The organism is Corynebacterium frankenforstense (assembly GCF_030211955.1).
Lineage (GTDB): Bacteria > Actinomycetota > Actinomycetes > Mycobacteriales > Mycobacteriaceae > Corynebacterium > Corynebacterium frankenforstense_A.
This window is the reverse complement of record NZ_JASODI010000001.1, coordinates 1-17,874: the sequence shown is the minus strand read 5'-3', so window position 1 is coordinate 17,874 and position 17,874 is coordinate 1. Positions and strand designations below refer to the sequence as shown.

Here is a 17,874-nt window from a genome sequence, read left to right as displayed (position 1 = left end):
GACAATTTCCCGCGAGTTAACCCGAATTCAACTTCGAATTCTTTTCCAGGCCCCGGAGTGGACATTCACCCCTCCCCGACCTGCGGGAAGTCCACCGGAACGCTTAGAATGTGCAAATAGCCTAAAAGGTTGCGCAGAAGCCCCCACAGGGCTCCCGCGCGTCATTTTGTCCGCTTAATTGTAGGGAGAAGCATCGTGAAGATTGTCGTACTCGGCGGCGACGGATTCTGCGGATGGCCGACGGCCCTCCACCTGTCGGACGCGGGACACGACGTGACGATCGTGGACAACTTCTCCCGGCGCGCCATCGACGAGGAACTCGGCGCGAGCTCGCTGACCCCCATCCGTCCGCTCGCCGAGCGCCTCGACGCCTGGGAGGAAGTCTCGGGCAAGCGCATCGGCTTCGCCCAGATCGACGTCGCCCGCGACTACGACGCCCTGCTCGCGCTCATCGGGGACGAGGAGAACGGCCCGGACGCGGTGGTGCACTTCGCCGAGCAGCGCGCCGCGCCGTACTCGATGAAGAACTCGCGCACCAAGCGCTACACGGTGGACAACAACACCAACGCCACCCACAACCTGCTGTGCGCCGTCATCGAGTCCGGCCGCGACGTCCACGTCGTCCACCTGGGCACCATGGGTGTGTACGGCTACGGCACCGCGGGCATGAAGATCCCGGAGGGCTACCTGACCGTCCAGGTCACCGCCGACGAGGACGCCGAGGGCAACCCCGCCGAGCCGCACCAGGTCAGCCAGGAGATCCTCTACCCGTCCAACCCCGGCAGCGTCTACCACATGACGAAGGTGCTCGACCAGCACCTCTTCGCCTACTACGCCAAGAACGACCGGCTGCGCATCACCGACCTGCACCAGGGCATCATCTGGGGCACGCACACCCCGCAGACCGAGCGCGACGAGCGGCTGATCAACCGCTTCGACTACGACGGCGACTACGGCACCGTGCTCAATCGCTTCCTCGTGCAGGCCGCGCTCGGCTACCCGCTGACCGTCCACGGCACCGGCGGACAGACCCGCGCGTTCATCCACATCCGCGACATGGTCCGCTGCATCGAGTTGGCCCTGGCCAACCCGCCGGAGCGCGGCGACCGGGTCAAGATCTTCAACCAGATGACCGAGACGCACCGCGTGCGCGACCTCGCCGAGCTGCTCGCGCGCATCTCCGACGCGCACGTCGCCCACGTGCCCAACCCGCGCAACGAGTCCGCCGAGAACGAGCTGCACGTGGTCAACGACGCCTTCCTCAAGCTGGGGCTCAAGCCCACGACGCTGTCCGACGGCCTGCTCCACGAGGTCGAGGAGACCGCCCGCCGCTACGCCGACCGCGTGGACCTGGACAAGATCCCGGCGCGCTCGCTGTGGACGCGCGGCAACCAGGCCGGCGTGCCCGAGGGCGCCCCGACCCGGCAGGCCTGATGCGCGTCACCCTGTTCACGGAGGTCTTCCTCCCCAAGGTCGACGGCGTGGTCACCCGGGTGACCCGCACCGTCGAGCAGCTGACCGCACTCGGCCACGAGGTGCAGGTCGTGGCACCGGGCACCCCGCCGCGCGAGTTCGCCGGCGCCCGGGTGGTGCGCGTGCCCTCGCTGCCGCTGTGGCCGGTCTACCCCGAGCTGAGCTTCGGGCTACCCACCCCGGCCCCGTTGGCCGCCGTGCACCGCTTCGACCCCGACGTCGTGCACGCCGTCAACCCGGTGTGGACCGCGGCCGCGGGCGTCCTCTACGCCCGGGCCACGGGGCGCCCGCTGCTGGCCAGCTACCACACGAACGTGCCCGACTACACGGCCGCGCTCGGCATCGGTTTCGCCCGCAGGCCCGCGGAGTGGGTCATCCGCGCCCTGCACAACCGCGCGCAGGTCAACCTGTGCACCTCCGCGCCGATGGTCGAGCAGGCCCGCGAGTCCGGCATCGAGCGCGTCGACCTGTGGCCCAAGGCCGTCGACACCGTCACCTTCACCCCCACCGCCGCCGAGCCGGCCGTGCGCGCCCGGCTCACCGACGGCCACCCCGAGGCCCCGCTGGTCGCCTACGTCGGCCGGATGAGCCGGGAGAAGAGCCTCGACCGCCTGCCCGGTGTCATGGCCGAGCTGCGCCGGCGCGTCCCCGGCGCACGGCTGGCCATGGTCGGCGACGGCCCGCACCTCGAGCGCCTGCGCGCCGGCTTCGACCCGGACTCCACCGTGTTCACCGGGTACCTCGCCGGCGCCGAGCTGGCCGCCGCCTACGCCGCCGCGGACGTCTTCGTCTTCCCGTCGACCACCGAGACGCTCGGCCTGGTCGCCCTCGAGGCCATGGCCTCCGGGGTGCCCGTGGTCGGCGCGCGCGCCGGCGGCATCCCCTTCGTCATCGACGACCCCGCCACCGGACGCCTGGTGGACCCGGAGGCCGGCGACGCCCGCTGGGCCGAGGTCATCGCCGGACTGCTCGACGACGCCGCGTCGCGTGAGCGCCTGGCGCGCGCCGCCCGCGCCGAGGCCGGGCGCCACTCCTGGCGTGCGGCCACCGGGCGCCTCGTCGGCTTCTACCGCCTCGCCGCCCGGCGCCGCGGCTCAAGTTAGCGTGCCCCCGCCACCCCCGGGGTTGGCGTTCCCCCCCTTCCCCCCGGGGCGGGCGGCATAATGACGACGCCGGGGAAGCTTTTCGTTCGGCACTACTATCGTTGTCGGACCGATGAGCGGGACGGAGTCGAAGATGGGTCTGCGGGAGACGAAGAAGGCCGCCATGCGCGCGGCGATGTCCGAGGCGGCGGCGCGCATCGCGTTGCGCCAGGGCGTCGAGGGGCTCACCGTGGCCGCCGTGGCCGAGGCCACCGGGGTCTCCACCCGCACGTTCCACAACTACTTCACCTCGCGCGACGAGCCGCTCGTCGAGGCGCTGGCCGCCCGCGTGGGCGCGATCGTCGAGCGGCTCAGCAAGATCTCCTCCGAGGTCTGCATGGTCGACGCCGCCGAGCAGCTGCTCATCGAGTCCGTGCGCGCCGACGTCGGCGACGGCCCCGAGGGCATGGCCGCGATCTTCCGCATCGCCGACTTCCTCGAGACCACCTCGGGTGCCGACCTGAGCGCCACCGTCGACGCCGAGCTGCTGCCGATCATCGACGAGTTCCGCACCCGCCACCCCCAGCTGGGCCGCTTCGAGGCCGGCGTGGGCCTGGACCTGCTGGCGACCACGGCCGCCAACGCGCTGGAGGCCTACTACGCCTCCGAGGCCCCGCGGGACCCGGAGCACGGGGTGGAGCTGCTCCGCCAGGCCTTCCGCATCCTGCGCGCGCTCAACTGAGCGCCGCGGCGAAGTCCGCCGCGTCCACCTCCGCGACCTCCGCCGGATTGAAGGCGGGCTCGCGGTCCTTGTCCACGAGCACCGCGCGCACGCCCTCGACGAAGTCCGGCCGGGCGCGCAGCACCGCGGCCAGGCGCCGCTCCCGCTCGAGGGCGTCGGCGAGGCCCGCCTCCGCGTTCGCGGTGAACAGCAGCGTGGTGGCCACCAGCGACGAGGGGCTGGCCTGCGCGGTCAGCTCCGCGACCCGCTCCCCCAGCTCCGCGTTCGCGGGACGCTCCAGCCGCTCGAGCACCTCCGGCCAGGTCTCGGCCGCGAAGGCGGCCCCGATCTGATCGGCCAGACCCACCAGGCGGTTCTCCCCCGCGGGCTCGGTGGCCAGCCGCCGCACGGCGGCGTCCACGCCCTCGGCGATGACGGCCCGACGCACCTCATCGGCGTCGGCCTCCCCGAGCGAGGCGGTCGACAGCCCCGTCCAGGCCATCTCCGCGGCGTTGAGCCGGAAGCCGGTCAGCGCGAGGAAGGCGCCCATCGCGCGCCCGCCGCGCAACTGCTGGAAGCGCCGGCTCATCCCGACGTCGGTGCAGAAGCCGATGGCCATCTCCGGCATTGAGGCGCTGGCCCGGTCGGTGGCCAGCACATGCGAGCCGTGCGCCGAGACGCCGAGTCCGCCGCCCATGGTCACCCCGTCGAGCAGCGCGACGTACGGCTTGGGGTACTCCGAGATCGCGAGGTTCATCGCGTACTCCTCGGCGAAGAAGGCCTCGATCTCCCCGTCGCGCCCGGCGAGCACGCCCTCGCGGGCGGCGCGCACGTCCCCGCCGGCGCAGAAGGCCTTGGGGCTGGCGGAGACCACGAGCACCTGGTCCACGGCGTCGTCGTCGCGCCAGGCGTCGAGCGCGGCGGTGATCTCCCGGACCATCCCGAGGTTCAGGCTGTTGAGCGCGCGCGGGCGGGTCAGCTCGATCAGGCCGGTAGACTCGACCCGGCTGCACCGCACCGGGGCATCGGAGGCGTTCGTCGTGTCCGTCATGCGACCAGTGTCGCACATCACCACTTCTGCCACGGGCGGCCCAGCGAAATTCTTCCCCGATCCCCCAGGAGGACACCCGGTGGCACCCCGCCTCGTCGCAGTCGACATGGACGGAACCTTCCTCGACCCGGACGGGCGCGTGCCCGCCGGCTTCGCCGAGCTGTATCCCCGCCTCACCGCCGCGGGCGTCGTCTTCACGCCCGCCTCGGGCCGCCAGCTGCGCACGCTGGCCGACATGTTCGGCGAGCTCGGCGCGCAGATGAGCTACATCGCGGAGAACGGCGCCGTCGTCGTCCACCACGGCGAGGTCACCTCCACCACCGCGATGCCGGCCGAACCCGTGCACGCCGTCATCGACGCCGTCGCGGCCTTCAACGCCGCAGGCGGCCACGCCCCGCTGTGGCTGCTGGTGTGCCGCCCCGAGGTCGCCTACCTCACCGACCCCGCCGCCGCCGGGGACCCGGAGGTGGTCAAGTACTACCACTCCGTCGAGGTCACCGCCGACCTGCACGCGGTCGCCGACGCCGGGGACGTCGTCAAGCTCGCGGTGTTCACCCCCGAGGACGCCGAGACCGTCGCCGCGCCCGCGCTGCGCGAGGCCGCCGGCGGGATGAGCGTCGTGGTCTCCGGCGCGCACTGGATCGACGTGATGAGCCCCGAGGCCGACAAGGGCCGCGCCCTGCGCGAGCTCGCCGGCTACCTCGGCTGCCCGCGCGAGGAGACGGTCGCCTTCGGCGACTACCTCAACGACTACGAGCTGCTGCGCGCCGCCGGCACCGCCTACGCGATGGCGAACGCGCACCCGAGACTCAAGGAGATCGCGGACCACATCGCGCCCTCGAACGCCGAGCACGGCGTGATCACCGTGCTCGAGGGGTACGTCTAGTGCCCCGGGGCCACGTCTAGTCCGCCAGCACGGCGAGCAGCGTGACCAGGCCCACGGGCACGAGCAGCGCGGCCAGGATCCCCCAGGCGGCGGGCCGGGCGAAGTTGAGCGTCACCCCGGTGCCGTCGGAGCTCTCGACGAGCACGCGCCCGTCGTCGCGGTCGAAGTAGACCACCCCGGAGCCCCGGAAGCCGAGGACCAGCCAGGCGAGCAGCGCCACCGTGCCGGCCAGGAAGAACCAGACGGAGGAGAACACCTGCCACACCGCCGCGTCGTCCCCGGCGGCGGTGCGCGTCAGCCCGTGCACGAAGAGCGCGCACACCAGGCTCATGCCCGCCATGAAGGACCCGATCGCGTGCTGGCGCCCCCGCACGCGGATCACCGCCGCACAGCCGGCCTGGACGACCAACAGGATCCCCGGGACCAGCGCGTGCAACCCGAGGAAGCCCGCCAGGGTCTTCGCCTGGAAGCCGTCGGGGCCGTCCGCGCCCCAGTGCACGGGCATGGGGTCGGGCACGGCGTCGAAGTAGGAGGCGGCGAAGGCGACGGTGGCCACGAGGACCAGGGCCGTCGCCGCGAGCCAGCCGGCGGCCGCACGCACCATGTCAGTCCTTCTTGTGCTTCTTGGCCTTCTTCTTGCCGGACTTCTCCGACTTGACCCTGCCCTTCTCCAGCTTCGTGGCCACGTCGGGCACGTAGCGGAACTCCTTGCGGGGCGGGCGCTCGTAGTCGTTGTCGGAGACGGGCCGCGAGGGGATCTCCGGCAGCGGCCGGTCGATCTTCTCGTAGGGCACGGTGGACAAAAGGTGCGAGATGACGTTGATGCGCGAGCGCTTCTTGTCCTCGCTCTCGACGGTGTACCAGGGCGCGGCCGGGATGTCGGTGTGGATGAACATCTCGTCCTTGGCCCGCGAGTAGTCCTCCCAGCGGGTGATGGACTGCAGGTCCATCGGGGAGAGCTTCCAGCGGCGCAGCGGGTCGTTGCGCCGGGAGCGGAAGCGGGCGATCTGCTCCTCGTCGGAGACGGAGAACCAGTACTTGCGCAGCATGATGCCGTCCTCGACGAGCAGGCGCTCGAAGATCGGCGCCTGGTGCAGGAAGCGGCGGTACTCCTCGGAGGTGCAGAAGCCCATCACGCGCTCGACGCCGGCGCGGTTGTACCAGGAGCGGTCGAAGATGACGATCTCGCCGGCGGTGGGCAGGCGCTCGACGTAGCGCTGGAAGTACCACTGCCCCTTCTCCCGCGAGTTCGGGGCGGGCAGCGCCTCGATGCGGCAGGTGCGCGGGTTGAGGTACTGGGTGATGCGCTTGATCGCCGAGCCCTTGCCGGCGGCGTCGCGGCCCTCCATGATGATCACGAGCCGCGCGCCCGTCTCGACGACCCACTGCTGCATGTCGACCAGCTCGGCCTGGAGCCGCTTGAGCTCCTTCTCGTAGGCCTTCTTGTTCAGCTTGGGCGGGTCAGTGGGCTCGTCGACGGTGCCGTGCTCGCCGGTGGTGGCTTGTGCGCTCATGTCACATAACCCTACCGCCCCGCCCGGAGGGGGTGAAACGTCAGTCGACCTTGAACTCGGCCATCGCGTCCCACTCGGTCTTGCCCTCGATCAGGGTGTTGATGATCTCCGGGGTACGGGTCAGGAGCTGCGGGAACAGCTCCTGGGCGGCCTTGAAGTGGTCGCTGCCCACGTGCGCCTCGGCGGCGTCGTCGTGGAAGGCCTCGATGAGGATGTACTCCTCCGGGTCGTCGGTGTTGCGGAACCAGTCGAAGAAGATGTTGCCCTCCTCGGCGCGCGAGGCGTCGGTGAAGTCGGCGACCTTCTCGCGGAAGTTCTCCACGTACTCGGGCTTCGGACGGAACTTGACGTTGATGAGGATCATGGGCCCGATGCTAATCCCTTCAGCTTGACGACGTCGCGTCCACGACCGCGCCGAGCGTGCGCTCGGCGTCGGCGACGCGCGCGGCGTCGTCAATCCCGCCGACGGCGGCGAAGCCGGCGACGAGGGCGTCGCCGTAGTTGTGGCCGTGGCCCTGCGGGACGTTCTGGCTGACCGGCAGGTCCGCCGAGACCTGCAGGAAGGTGACCACGGGCAACCAGGTCATGCCGGGCAGCCGGTCCACCCCGGCCGGTTCCTTGAGCCAGTCCGGCTCGGTGAACAGCAGCTGCGGCGACCACCAGACCACCGGGTCGGAGGGGTGCTGGATGTAGAGCATGCGCGTCGGGCCCCACTCGACGTCGTCGTCGCTCAAAGCCCCCACCTCTGCGGCGTCCTGGGCGAAGCGGACGACGAGGCCGGCGGAGTACTCGGGGTCGACCTCGCGGGTGCCCGGGTCGCGGCGGTCGACGAAGGTGCGCCACAGCGGGTTGAAGTTCGGCGGGCCGGTCAGGAGGATCCCGTCGACGGAGTTGGCGATGTCGCGCATGCCGGAGAAGGCGGACTCGACCGCCGAGGAGCCCAGCGACTCGCCGTAGAGGTAGAGGCGCGGGCGGTCGTCCTCGGGCAGCCTGTTCCACCAGTCGACGACGGGCGTGATCATCTCGCGGCCGGCCTCCTGCACGCGCTGGCCGCCGGCGAGGAAGTGGAAGGCCGAGGGCAGGTAGGAGTACTGCGCCGCGGCGACGGCGGTGTCGCCGCCGTAGAGCGCCTCGAAGGCCTGCGCGGCGTGCGGGTTGACCCACCCGGTGCCCGTGGTCATCACCAGCAGCAGCGCCTCGCGGTCGCGCGCGCCGGTGCGCTCGAGCTCGTCGATGAGCAGCCCCGCGCGCTCGCGCACGTCGGCGGCACTGCGCAGGCCCGCGTAGACGCGCACCGGCTCGCGGGCGGGACGCCCGGAGACGTCCTCGAGCTCTCCGGCGCGCAGGCCCCCGTCGACGAAGCTCATGCCCTGGGTGCCCAGGGTGTCGAAGGCGATCTCGGAGTCCGGGGAGCCGGAGCGCTCGGGTTCCTCCGGGGCGTGCACGCCGGGCTCGGGTTCCGCGTCGCGGCCGGCGAAGACGGCCTCGCCGACGCGCACCGCCGTGCCCGGGATGACGCGTTCGACGGCGAAGACGCACAGCAGCACCACGGCCGTCCAGCCGACCAGGCGCCGGCCGAGCCCGCGGCGGTCGCGTTCGGAGACCGGCAGCCGCGCGGTGATCGCGTGCGCCAGGCGGCGCAGTAGCCGGCCGAGGGCGACCATGGCCCAAAAGACCGCGAAGCCGACGGGCACGACCAGGAAGAAGGTCCACAGCGAGTAGGCCTCCGCACCGGTCAGCTCGGCGATGGCGTGCTGCCAGCGCACGGCGAAGAGCACCCAGCCGATGACGACGGCGACCACGAGGACCGTCTCGGCGACCTCGAGGCGCATGCGGGTGCGCTCGGAGAGCCGGTCAAGGCGCTCGAAGGCGCCGCCCAGGCGCGGGTGGATCCACCGCAGCCACACCTGGTGCACGCCGAGGGCGGTGACGTAGCCGATGCCCGCGGCGATGCCGGAGACCACGCCCTGGTAGAAGAAGTCGCGCGGCAGCAGCGAGGGCGTGAGCCCCAGCATGAACATCAGGCCCGCGCCGACGAGTCCCCACGGGTCCAGCCGGAAGCTGAACCAGAGCCGGGAGATCCGGCCCACCTAGCTCTCCATCTCCTCGGCGGTGGCCAGCCACTCGGTCTCGGCCTCCGAGTGCTTCTCGCGCACCGCGCGCAGCTCGCCGTCGAGCTCGGTCAGCCGCGCGGTGTCCGGGCTCTCGGGGTCCTGGGCCACCCGCGCCATCTCGGCCTCGAGCTCCTCGATGCGCGTGGAGTGCTTGGTCATCTCGCGCTCGAGGCGGCCGAGCTTCTTGGACAGCTCGTGGTACTCCTTGCCGCTCAGCTTCGGCGCGGGCTTCTCCTGCTCCTCCTGCTGGGCCGCACCACCAGCGCCACCGGCGCCACCGGCGCCGGAGAGGTCCACCGGGCCGTTTGTTCCGGCCCCGGCCGCACGGCGGGCGGCGAGGTACTGGTCGATGCCGCCGGGCAGGTTGGTCAGCTTGCCGTCACCGAAGAGCGCCCAGGTCGAGTCCGCGATGCGCTCGATGAGGTAGCGGTCGTGGGAGACGACGACGAGCGTGCCCGCCCAGCCGTCGAGGAGGTCCTCGAGCTCCTGGAGGGTGTCGATGTCCAGGTCGTTGGTCGGCTCGTCGAGCAGCAGCACGTTCGGCTCGGCCATGAGCACGCGGGTCAGCTGCAGGCGGCGGCGCTCGCCGCCGGAGAGGTCGCGGATGAAGGTGCGCTGCCGCTTGGCGGAGAAGCCGAGTCGCTCGGCCAGCTGCGAGGCCGAGAGCTCCTTCTTGCCCAGCTGCACGTAGGTGGCCACGTCCTCGACGGCGTCGATGAGGCGGCGGTCGCCGTCGAGGTCGTCGAGCTCCTGGCGCAGCCAGCCCAGCCGCACCGTCTGGCCCTCGACGCGCTTGCCCGCGGCCGGCGGGTACGCTCCGGCGAGCACGCGCAAAAGCGTCGTCTTGCCGGAGCCGTTGACGCCGACCAGGCCGATGCGCTCGCCCGGGCCCAGCCGCCAGGTCAGGTCGTCGACCAGCGTGCGCCCGTCCGGGGTCTCCACGCGGGCGTCCTCGAGGTCGATGACGCGCTTGCCCAGCCGGCGTCTCGAGAACGCGGTCAGCTCGACGGTGTCGCGCGGGGCGGGCACGTCGGCGATGAGCGCCTCGGCGGCCTCGATACGGTAGCGCGGCTTCGAGGTGCGCGCCGGCGCGCCGCGGCGCAGCCAGGCCAGCTCCTTGCGGGCCAGGTTGCGGCGGCGCTGCTCGGCGGCGTCGGCCTGCCGCGCGCGCTCGGCGCGCGCGAAGGTCCAGTCGTTGTAGCCGCCCTCGTAGACGTCGACGGTGCCGTCGTGGACCTCCCAGGTGTGGTTGGCCACTGTGTCGAGGAACCAGCGGTCGTGGGTGACCACGACCACGGCGATCCGGCGGGCAAGCAGGTGGTCGGCCAGCCACTGCACGCCCTCGACGTCGAGGTGGTTGGTCGGCTCGTCGAGCAGCACCAGGTCCAGGTCGCGCACCAGCGCCGCGGCCAGGCTCACGCGCCGGCGCTCACCGCCGGAGAGCGAGCCGACGGGGGTCTCCAGACCGAGCTCGGCCACGCCGAGCCCGCCGAGGACCTCGCGCACCCGCGCGTTCGAGGCCCACTCGAAGGTGGCCACGCCCAGCGGGGCGAGCACGACGTCGGCGACGGTGGCCTCCGGGTCGAGCTCGGCGCGCTGGGTCACCACGGCCATGTCCAGGCCGCGGTTGTGGCTCACGCGCCCGGAGTCCGGCTCGATGATGCCGGCCAGGATCTCCAGCAGGGTGGTCTTGCCGCCGCCGTTGAGGCCGACCACGCCGATGCGGTCGCCGGTCTGCACGCCGAGGCTGACGCCGTCGAGCAGGGTCTTGAGCCCGTAGGACTGGGAGACGTTCTCCAGGTTGATCAGGTTCGCCATAACGGCTCACCAGTCTAGGCCAACCACCCCGGGCTGCGGCCCCTCGGCCACGAACGCCGCGCGGCACAGGTTCGCGCCGGTCAGTTCGTCGGCCACGGCCTCCGCGTCCGTCCCCGAGGCGCACAGGAACGCCATCGTCGGGCCCGAGCCCGAGAGCATCGTGCGTAGCGCCCCGGCCCCGCGGGCGGCCTCGCGCATCCGGCGCAGGTCCGGGCGCAGCGAGAAGGCCGCGGCCTCGAGGTCGTTGTGCATCGCCTCGGCCAGCGCGCGGGCGTCGCCGGCGGCCACGGCGGAGAGCACCGCGGTGGCGTCCGTGCGCGGGCCCGGGAGCTTGCCGGCGTCGCGCAGCTCGTCGAGCTTGGCGAAGACCTCCGGGGTCGACAGCCCCTGCGCCGAGACCGCGAAGACCCAGTGGAAGGTGCCGCGGGCGAGCACGGGCACGAGCTTCTCGCCGCGCCCGGTGCCCAGCGCCGTGCCGCCGCGCAGGGTGAAGGGCACGTCCGAGCCCAGCTGCGCGGCCATCTCGAGCAGCGCGGCCTCGCCGAGCCCCGCGCCCAGCAGCCGGTCGGCGGCCACGAGCGCGCCCGCGGCGTCCGCCGAGCCGCCGGCCATGCCGCCGGCGGTCGGGATGCCCTTGTCGATGTGCACGCCCAGGTCCACCTCGCGCCCGGTGCGCTCGACGACGGCGCGCGCCGCGCGCGCGGCGAGGTTGGTCGGGTCGGCCGGCACGCGCTCGGCGTCGAGACCCGCGACGGTGACCTCCTCGCGCCCGGCGGTGACCGTCACGTCGTCGTGAAGCGAGACGGCCTGGAAGATGGTGGACAGCTCGTGGAAGCCGTCGGCGCGCCGCTCCCCCACCCCGAGGAAGAGGTTGACCTTGGCGTGCGCGCGCACGCTCACCGCGGACGTCACTTGACCCCCGCGAGGCGCACGAAGTCGGCCACACCGAGCTTCTCGCCGCGCTGGCGCGGGTCGATGCCGGCGGCGACCAGGGCCTCCTCGGCCGCGGCGGCCGAGCCGAAGTGGCCGGAAAGTGCCGCGCGCAGGGTCTTGCGGCGCTGGGCGAAGGCAGCGTCGACGAGGGGGAAGACGCGCGCCCGGGTGGCCTCGTCGGGCTCCCAGTCCACCGCGCCCGGGGTATGACAGGTCACGGCGACGAGCCCGGAGGCGACGTTGGGCGCCGGCCAGAAGACGTTCTTGCCGATCGCCCCGGCGCGGCGCACCTCGCCGTAGAAGGCGGCCTTGACGCTGGGCACGCCGTAGATCCGGGAGCCGGGCGCGGCGGCGAGCCGGTCGGCGACCTCCGCCTGGACCATCACGAGCACGCGCCGGATCGTCGGGAAGGTCGCCAGCATGTGCAGCAGCACCGGCACGGCGACGTTGTAGGGCAGGTTGGCCACCAGCGCGTCCGGGGCGTCGAGCTCACCGGCGCCGATGCGCAGCGCGTCGCGGTTCAGCACCTCGAGGTGCTCGGCTGCCTCGGGCGCGCGCCGGGCGACGGTGGCGGGCAACTCGGCGGCCAGGCGCGGGTCGATCTCGACGGCGGTGACGCGCGCGGCGGCGTCGAGCAGGCCGAGGGTCAGCGAGCCCAGCCCGGGGCCGACCTCGACGACGTGGTCGTCCGCACGCACGTCGGCGGCCGCGACAATGCGGCGCACCGTGTTCGGGTCGACGACGAAGTTCTGGCCGAGTTTCTTGGTGGGGGTCACGTCGAGACGCTCGGCGAGCGAGCGGATCTCGGCGGGCCCGAGCAGCTGCGCGGGCACGCGCTAGCGCAGCCCGAGCTTGGCGGTGCAGGCGGGCCAGGCGCCCCAGCCTTGCGCGGCCTGGGTCTTCTCCGCGATGGCGATCTGCTGCTCGCGGGTGGCCTGGTCGGCGGTCGGCGCGTACTGGGTGCCGCCGTAGGCCGCCCAGGTGCCCTGGTTGAACTGCAGGCCGCCCTGGTAGCCGTTGCCGGTGTTGATCGACCAGTTGCCGCCGGACTCGCACTGCGCGATGGCGTCCCACACGGAGCCGTCGGCGACGGCCGGGGCGTCGTCGGACTTGGTGCCGCGCTTGATCGTGGCCGGGGTGGCCGGGGCGATCTCCTTCTCGCGGAGGATGATGTTCTCGGTCTCGTGGCCGTCGACGGTGATGATCTTGCGGGTCACGGTGCGCTTGCCGGGGGTGCCCTCCTCGACGACGGTCTCCTCGCCCTCGGGGGCCTCCGGGTCGTCGACGTAGTTCGCCGGGACGTCGAACTCCTCGTCGCCGGTGACCTCGTTCTCCTCGACGCGGTCGATCTTGACGGTCATGCCCGCGGTGACGGCCTCGCCGGCGCCAGGCAGGACGCGGTCGTGCTCGCCGAGCTCGACGCCGCGGTCCTCGAGCACGTCGCCGACGGTCTTGCCAGCGGTGGAGAGGTAGGAGACGGTGCCGCCGTCGTTGAAGGCGATGATCTTCGGGCTGGTGACCTCGAGCTTCATGCCCTCGGTAACCTTGCCGTCGGTGTCGCCGGAGACCGAGGAGCCGGGGCGGATGCCCGGGACCTCACGCAGCAGGTCCTCGACGGTCGCGGCGGTGGAGGTCAGCTCGTGCTCCTGGCCGTCGACGACCACGGCGACCGGCTTGGCGGTGCGCACGGTGACAGTCTCACCGTTCCTCAGCTTCTCCGAGGGCGCCGGGTAGACCAGGTCCTCCGTGCCGACCTCGATGTCGGCCTGCTCGAGTACGCCGGCGACGTCGCCGGACATGCTGGTCAGCTCCATGGCCTCGCCGTTGACGTCGAGGGTGACGCTCTTCTGCGCGGCAGCGACGCCCACGCCACCAACCACGAGGGTGGCGAGCACGCCACCGGTGGCGAGCCGCAGCGGCACGCTGCGGCTGGCGTTGATCCGGGAGATCGGGGACTGGTGCTGTGCGGTCATTCGGTGCGGCATCCCTTGTCTGCGTCTGTGTGGTCTGTGGCGGCTGCGGGCCCGCCGTCCGCGAGCCCGTAAAACGTAGGTAACAGTACGGTAACGGTCCCGCAGTGTCCAGTCACCGTCCCGGCCGCGTCACACCCCCGTGGCAAGGATCACAGGGACACCCACCCCAGCAATCACAGCCACCTCACCTGCACCTCCGCCCCCTGGGCTGCCTCAGATCCCGTAGACGCGGTCGAAGGTCGCCGAGACCTCCGCCGCCAGCTCCGCCGGCTCCTGCCCGCGTGCCTCGGCCACACAGTAGGCCGTGTGCCCGACGAAGGCGGGCTCGTTGCGCGTGCCCCGGTAGGGCTCCGGGGTCATAAAGGGCGCGTCGGTCTCGATGAGCAGCTGGCCCGCCGGCGCCGCGGCCGCCGCCGCGCGCAGCTCGTCGTTGCGCTTAAAGGTCACATTGCCCGCGAAGCTGAGCACGTAGCCGCGCTCGATGGCCTCGTGGGCGACGTCCAGCGGCGAGGAGAAGCAGTGCAGCACGACCTCGCGCGGCTCCGGCGCGTCGGCGAGGATGCGCATCAGGTCCGCGTCGCCCTCCCGGTTGTGGATCATCAGGGCCTTGCCCGTGGCCACCGCGAGGTCGATGTGCCAGCGCAGCGCCTCCTCCTGCACCTCCAGCGGCGCGGTCTCCTCCGGCTTGTGCCGGATCCAGTAGGTGTCCAGGCCCGTCTCCCCGACCGCCACGCAGCGCGGGTCGCGCGCCATCTCCGCCAACCTGGCACGCGCGGCGTCGTCAAGCTCCCGCGCCCGGGTGGGGTGGATCGCGCACGCCGCCCACACGCGCGGGTTGTGCTGCGCCGCGACCAGCGCGTCCTCGGCCTCGGCGAGCCCGTCGCCGACGGTGCAGATCTTGCCGACGCCGGCGGCCACGGCGCGTTCGACGAAGGCGTCGACCTCGGCGCCGGTGCGCGCCCCGCAGCTGGCCAGGTGCGTGTGGGCGTCGACGATACCGGGCAGGGCCTCGGCGGGCAGCGGCGTGAGCTTGGGCTTCTTCTTCGACATGCTCCCGATTCTAAGCGGCTAGCCTTGGCGCCATGAGAGCCGTCGCCGTATTCGATTCCCTGCCCGTCGACGCCCCGGACACCTTCCGCGACGTCGAGATCCCCGAGCCCACGCCCGGACCGCACGACGTGGTCGTGCGCGTGGCCGCCGCCTCGCTCAACCCCATCGACACGAAGATGCGGATGCGCGCCGGCAGGCGCGAGGAACCGCTCGTGCTCGGCTACGACGCCGTCGGCACCGTCACCGCGCTCGGCGCCGAGGCCTCCCGCTTCGCCGTCGGCGACCGCGTCTTCTACGCCGGCACCAACAACCGCCCCGGCTCCAACGCCGAGCTCCAGGCCGTCGACGAGCGCATCATCGCCCACGCGCCCGCCACGCTCTCCGACGCCGACGCCGCCGCACTCCCCCTGGTCTCCCTGACCGCCTGGGAGGCGCTCTTCGACCGGCTCGCCGTCTCCACGCTCAGCCACGGCCGCCTGCTCGTGCTCGGCGGCGCGGGCGGGGTGCCCACCCAGGTCATCCAGCTCGCCCGCGCGCTCACCGGCCTCGAGGTCGTGGCCACCGCCTCGCGCGAGGCCTCCCGCGACTGGGTCCGCGGCCTCGGCGCACACCGGGTCGTCGACCACTCGCGCGACCTGGTCGAGCAGCTCGGCGAGAATTCGGTGAACTTCGTCTTCTCCTCGCGCACCGACGCCCGCGAGGCCGAGCTCGCCCAGGTGATGAAGGCGCAGTCGAAGCTGGTGCTCATCGACGACCCCCGCGACTTCACCATCGCCCCCTTCAAGTCGAAGGCGATCCAGGTCGGCTGGGAGTCCATGTTCGCCCGGCCCGTGCACGCCACGGCCGACATCGCCGCCCAGGGCGAGGCGCTGCGTCGCGTGGCCGACCTCGTCGACACCGGCCGCATCCGCGCGGTCACCGGAGAGGTGCTCCACGGCCTCGACGCCGCCACCGTGCGCCGCGGCCACGAGCTGATGGAGGCCGCGCGCGCCGTCGGCAAGGTGGCGCTCGTCTACTGAAGTTCTGCGGGGTCGCGGCGGGGGTCCCGGCGGGGGACGCAACGGGGGTGTGACGCCTGCGCGGCGGGGGCGTGACCCCCGTCGCGCAGGACGTCTGACCTGCGGAGGTGACACTTTTCTGACCGGGGGTAAGGCGTTGCCCAGAAAACAGTACGCATACACGGTTAAGGGTGCTCTAGCTTTGGAGTTGCCTGGCAACTCACTGGGTTGATCATCACTTCTCAGAGAAAGAGTCGTATGTCTGCTAGTGACACTCGCGGCGACGCGACACCGGTGGAGATTGACGCGAAGATGGCCAAGTGGGCCGATCTCTGCGCGAAGCTCTCGCTGGTCGTCATCGCCCTCGGCGCCGTGTCGGCGCGATCATCTAGGTGGCCGTCGACGGCGCACTCGGCGAAGACCTCGGCGCACTGACCTGGGTCGCCGGCGGCTCCGGCGCCATCGCCCTGATCTCCATTCGCCAGGCCCTGCTCGCGATCTCCATTCGCCAGGCCCTGCTCGCGGAAAGGATCTGACGCACCATGGAGCTGCAAGGAATCACCTACAACACCACGATGGGTCTCGTCGTCGGCGTCATCATGATCCTGGTGCCGATCTTCCTGCGCACCGCCCTGGCCCGCACGGGCCGCACCCTGTCCGGCTTCGGCTACGCCTTCGTCATCCTGGGCCTCTACCTGGGGGCCACCGGCCTGCACATGACGCTGACCTGGCCGCTCGAGCAGATCGACGGCGCCTTCTGCTGTGCCGTCGACAACGTGACCTTCGGTGAGCCGGCCGCGTTCTACGGCATCATCACCCTCATCGCCGGCCTGCACTTCGGCCAGCGGCGTCCGCCGGCAGTCGAGCCGATCGCGCGCATGCTCGAGGGCAGCCTGCTTGATCCGCTGACCGTGTTCACCATGAACTTCGGTACCGGTGTCGCGCCGATGCTCTCGCCGTTCGCGCTGACCAACAAGAAGGTACGCACCATCTTCATCTGCATCACCTGGTTCATCGGCATGACGTGGACGTTCCTGGGACTCACCCTCTTCTACGGGCACGTGGGCTTCTTCCCGTTCCCGTTCAACGAGCCGGTCCCGCCCCCGACGCTCTAGCCGTCGCGCCGTGACGCCCTCCCCTCCCGGGAGGGCGTTTTCGCATCTTCAGGGACTTTTTGTTCTTGTGGTTTCCGGTCCAGGCGCGCCGTTCCCCGTATTCAATTGCCGACGTCCCCGTGGTCACTGTCGGTGGAGTTGCTGCGGGTAGGTGCGGGTTGGCGCGGGAGCGTCTTCGTTGCAGCAATCTGCTGCGCCCATCCCCCGGCGCCCCTCTCTATCTCTCACTCCCCTGTGCCAGCCCCGACCGCAGTGATCTACTGCAAGCCCATCCGGTCCCGCCAATGCCGGCTTCGGGGCGTAGGCGCAGTGATCCATTGCAAGGCCCTCGACGTCAGGTCCTCGATGACCCCGATGAGGCTATGCAGTAACCCACTGCAAGCTCGCCTACCCCAGAGCTCTACCAACCGTTGGCCACCCGATGCAGTGACTCGCTGCAAACCCCGATAGCCCCGAGGGGCCGGCTGCCCCGATCCCGGATCGCAGTGACTTACTTCAAGCCTCGGCATGAGGAACCACTGAGTAGCGGTGCAGTGACCTACTGCAAGCCTCAGCAGTCCCCAGGATCCGTCGCCCGCCCAGCACCGATGCAGTGACCTACCGCAAGACCCACCCAGCCCCGCAGCAGCCGACTTCGGGAAGGCGGTGCAGTAATCCACTGCAAGGCCCTCGAGGTCAGGTTCTCAGTAACCCGATGAGGCGATGCAGTAACCCACTGCAAGGCCGCCCACCCCAGCGCCCTGCCACCGTTAGTCACCCGATGCAGTGACTCACTGCAAGGTTCCTTCGCGCCCCGGGCCCCCGGACCGGGGATCGCGATGCAGTGACTTACTGCAACCCCACCCGAGACCACCACAGCTTGGACACGAGGCGGTGGCTCGTCTGAAACTCACAGCCCACGTTCGAACACACAGGCTACCCATGTCCCACCCCTGCGCTACACTGAAACCCGAACACAAGGCACCACAAAGTGCCAGTACACACCACATAACCAGGGGGTAGAAAGGACCATGCGACACCACCGGGGACGACCCAAAGGCCACCACACACCATCGAACACTTTCGCCAAGAAGCTCGGCCGGCGCCAGGCCCGCCGCAGGATCATCCGCCAGGCGACCACCAGGCGCCAACGTGTCACCGCCAAGA

The 17,874-nt window shown here is 71.4% G+C and carries 18 protein-coding genes; 8 read left to right on the top strand and 10 right to left on the bottom strand.

Annotated features, from left to right (window positions below; translation table 11 throughout):
* Positions 1-195 precede the first annotated feature (195 nt).
* The 3 genes from QP119_RS00090 to QP119_RS00080 all read left to right on the top strand — a co-directional run bounded on the left by QP119_RS00090 (position 196) and on the right by QP119_RS00080 (position 3,297).
* Positions 196-1,434: an NAD-dependent epimerase/dehydratase family protein gene (locus tag QP119_RS00090; RefSeq protein WP_284772817.1), complete on the top strand. Its 1,239-nt coding sequence runs from the start codon at positions 196-198 to the stop codon at positions 1,432-1,434.
* A complete protein-coding gene (locus tag QP119_RS00085; protein ID WP_284772815.1) occupies positions 1,434-2,576 on the top strand; it encodes a glycosyltransferase family 4 protein in 1,143 nt (380 codons plus the stop codon). The genes QP119_RS00090 and QP119_RS00085 overlap by 1 nt, the downstream gene beginning before the upstream one ends.
* A 112-nt stretch (positions 2,577-2,688) precedes the next feature.
* Complete coding sequence (locus tag QP119_RS00080) at positions 2,689-3,297, top strand: TetR/AcrR family transcriptional regulator (RefSeq protein WP_284772814.1); 609 nt, start codon at positions 2,689-2,691, stop codon at positions 3,295-3,297.
* Here the strand turns inward: QP119_RS00080 and QP119_RS00075 are convergent.
* Entirely contained in the window at positions 3,290-4,327 is a 1,038-nt protein-coding gene (locus QP119_RS00075; RefSeq protein WP_284772812.1) for a 3-hydroxyisobutyryl-CoA hydrolase, read from the bottom strand. The genes QP119_RS00080 and QP119_RS00075 overlap by 8 nt on opposite strands.
* 79 nt (positions 4,328-4,406) lie before the next feature.
* Between QP119_RS00075 and QP119_RS00070 the strand changes: the two genes are divergently transcribed.
* Positions 4,407-5,213 (top strand): HAD family hydrolase, encoded by an 807-nt coding sequence (locus tag QP119_RS00070; protein ID WP_284772810.1) that lies wholly within the window; start codon positions 4,407-4,409, stop codon positions 5,211-5,213.
* A 16-nt stretch (positions 5,214-5,229) separates the two neighbouring features.
* Here QP119_RS00070 and QP119_RS00065 read toward each other — a convergent pair whose 3' ends face one another.
* The 9 genes from QP119_RS00065 to QP119_RS00025 all read right to left on the bottom strand — a co-directional run bounded on the left by QP119_RS00065 (position 5,230) and on the right by QP119_RS00025 (position 14,615).
* Positions 5,230-5,817 (bottom strand): DUF1648 domain-containing protein, encoded by a 588-nt coding sequence (locus QP119_RS00065; RefSeq protein ID WP_284772809.1) that lies wholly within the window; start codon positions 5,815-5,817, stop codon positions 5,230-5,232.
* A gap of 1 nt (position 5,818) precedes the next feature.
* Positions 5,819-6,727: a polyphosphate kinase 2 gene (ppk2, locus tag QP119_RS00060; RefSeq protein ID WP_284772807.1), complete on the bottom strand. Its 909-nt coding sequence runs from the start codon at positions 6,725-6,727 to the stop codon at positions 5,819-5,821.
* A gap of 40 nt (positions 6,728-6,767) precedes the next feature.
* On the bottom strand, positions 6,768-7,091 hold the full coding sequence (locus QP119_RS00055) for a putative quinol monooxygenase (RefSeq protein WP_284772805.1): 324 nt from the start codon (positions 7,089-7,091) through the stop codon (positions 6,768-6,770).
* A gap of 19 nt (positions 7,092-7,110) precedes the next feature.
* Complete coding sequence (locus QP119_RS00050; protein ID WP_284772803.1) at positions 7,111-8,817, bottom strand: alpha/beta hydrolase; 1,707 nt, start codon at positions 8,815-8,817, stop codon at positions 7,111-7,113.
* Positions 8,818-10,659, bottom strand: coding sequence for an ABC-F family ATP-binding cassette domain-containing protein (locus tag QP119_RS00045; RefSeq protein ID WP_284772801.1), 1,842 nt, complete (start codon positions 10,657-10,659; stop codon positions 8,818-8,820).
* A gap of 6 nt (positions 10,660-10,665) precedes the next feature.
* Positions 10,666-11,559 (bottom strand): 4-(cytidine 5'-diphospho)-2-C-methyl-D-erythritol kinase, encoded by an 894-nt coding sequence (locus QP119_RS00040; protein ID WP_284772800.1) that lies wholly within the window; start codon positions 11,557-11,559, stop codon positions 10,666-10,668.
* 8 nt (positions 11,560-11,567) lie between these two features.
* Positions 11,568-12,425, bottom strand: a complete 858-nt coding sequence (gene rsmA / locus QP119_RS00035) for a 16S rRNA (adenine(1518)-N(6)/adenine(1519)-N(6))-dimethyltransferase RsmA (protein ID WP_284772799.1) — start codon at positions 12,423-12,425, stop codon at positions 11,568-11,570.
* Positions 12,426-12,428: 3 nt separating this feature from the next.
* Entirely contained in the window at positions 12,429-13,565 is a 1,137-nt protein-coding gene (locus QP119_RS00030) for a transglycosylase family protein (RefSeq protein ID WP_284772798.1), read from the bottom strand.
* Between the two features lie 213 nt (positions 13,566-13,778).
* Positions 13,779-14,615 carry a TatD family hydrolase gene (locus QP119_RS00025; RefSeq protein ID WP_284772796.1) on the bottom strand — a complete coding sequence of 279 codons (837 nt, stop codon included), beginning with the start codon at positions 14,613-14,615 and terminating at the stop codon, positions 13,779-13,781.
* 32 nt (positions 14,616-14,647) lie between these two features.
* Between QP119_RS00025 and QP119_RS00020 the strand changes: the two genes are divergently transcribed.
* From QP119_RS00020 to QP119_RS00005, 4 genes are all read left to right on the top strand, one after another.
* Complete coding sequence (locus tag QP119_RS00020) at positions 14,648-15,634, top strand: zinc-binding alcohol dehydrogenase family protein (RefSeq protein WP_284772794.1); 987 nt, start codon at positions 14,648-14,650, stop codon at positions 15,632-15,634.
* A 291-nt stretch (positions 15,635-15,925) separates the two neighbouring features.
* Positions 15,926-16,048, top strand: a complete 123-nt coding sequence (locus QP119_RS00015; RefSeq protein ID WP_284772793.1) for a hypothetical protein — start codon at positions 15,926-15,928, stop codon at positions 16,046-16,048.
* Positions 16,006-16,149 (top strand): hypothetical protein, encoded by a 144-nt coding sequence (locus QP119_RS00010; protein ID WP_284772792.1) that lies wholly within the window; start codon positions 16,006-16,008, stop codon positions 16,147-16,149. Before QP119_RS00015 ends, QP119_RS00010 begins: the two co-directional genes overlap by 43 nt.
* Before the next feature lie 6 nt (positions 16,150-16,155).
* Positions 16,156-16,728, top strand: coding sequence for a DUF981 family protein (locus tag QP119_RS00005; protein ID WP_284772791.1), 573 nt, complete (start codon positions 16,156-16,158; stop codon positions 16,726-16,728).
* The last annotated feature ends 1,146 nt before the right edge of the window (positions 16,729-17,874 follow it).

Coding starts and splice junctions, on each gene's coding strand:
- QP119_RS00025 (WP_284772796.1), bottom strand. CDS start 14,615: ATGTCGAAGAAGAAGCCCAAGCTCACGCCGCTGCCCGCCGAGGCCCTG.
- QP119_RS00065 (WP_284772809.1), bottom strand. CDS start 5,817: ATGGTGCGTGCGGCCGCCGGCTGGCTCGCGGCGACGGCCCTGGTCCTC.
- QP119_RS00005 (WP_284772791.1), top strand. CDS start 16,156: ATGGAGCTGCAAGGAATCACCTACAACACCACGATGGGTCTCGTCGTC.
- QP119_RS00085 (WP_284772815.1), top strand. CDS start 1,434: ATGCGCGTCACCCTGTTCACGGAGGTCTTCCTCCCCAAGGTCGACGGC.
- QP119_RS00075 (WP_284772812.1), bottom strand. CDS start 4,327: ATGACGGACACGACGAACGCCTCCGATGCCCCGGTGCGGTGCAGCCGG.
- ppk2 (WP_284772807.1), bottom strand. CDS start 6,727: ATGAGCGCACAAGCCACCACCGGCGAGCACGGCACCGTCGACGAGCCC.
- QP119_RS00080 (WP_284772814.1), top strand. CDS start 2,689: ATGAGCGGGACGGAGTCGAAGATGGGTCTGCGGGAGACGAAGAAGGCC.
- QP119_RS00020 (WP_284772794.1), top strand. CDS start 14,648: ATGAGAGCCGTCGCCGTATTCGATTCCCTGCCCGTCGACGCCCCGGAC.
- QP119_RS00015 (WP_284772793.1), top strand. CDS start 15,926: ATGGCCAAGTGGGCCGATCTCTGCGCGAAGCTCTCGCTGGTCGTCATC.
- QP119_RS00030 (WP_284772798.1), bottom strand. CDS start 13,565: ATGACCGCACAGCACCAGTCCCCGATCTCCCGGATCAACGCCAGCCGC.
- QP119_RS00045 (WP_284772801.1), bottom strand. CDS start 10,659: ATGGCGAACCTGATCAACCTGGAGAACGTCTCCCAGTCCTACGGGCTC.
- QP119_RS00055 (WP_284772805.1), bottom strand. CDS start 7,091: ATGATCCTCATCAACGTCAAGTTCCGTCCGAAGCCCGAGTACGTGGAG.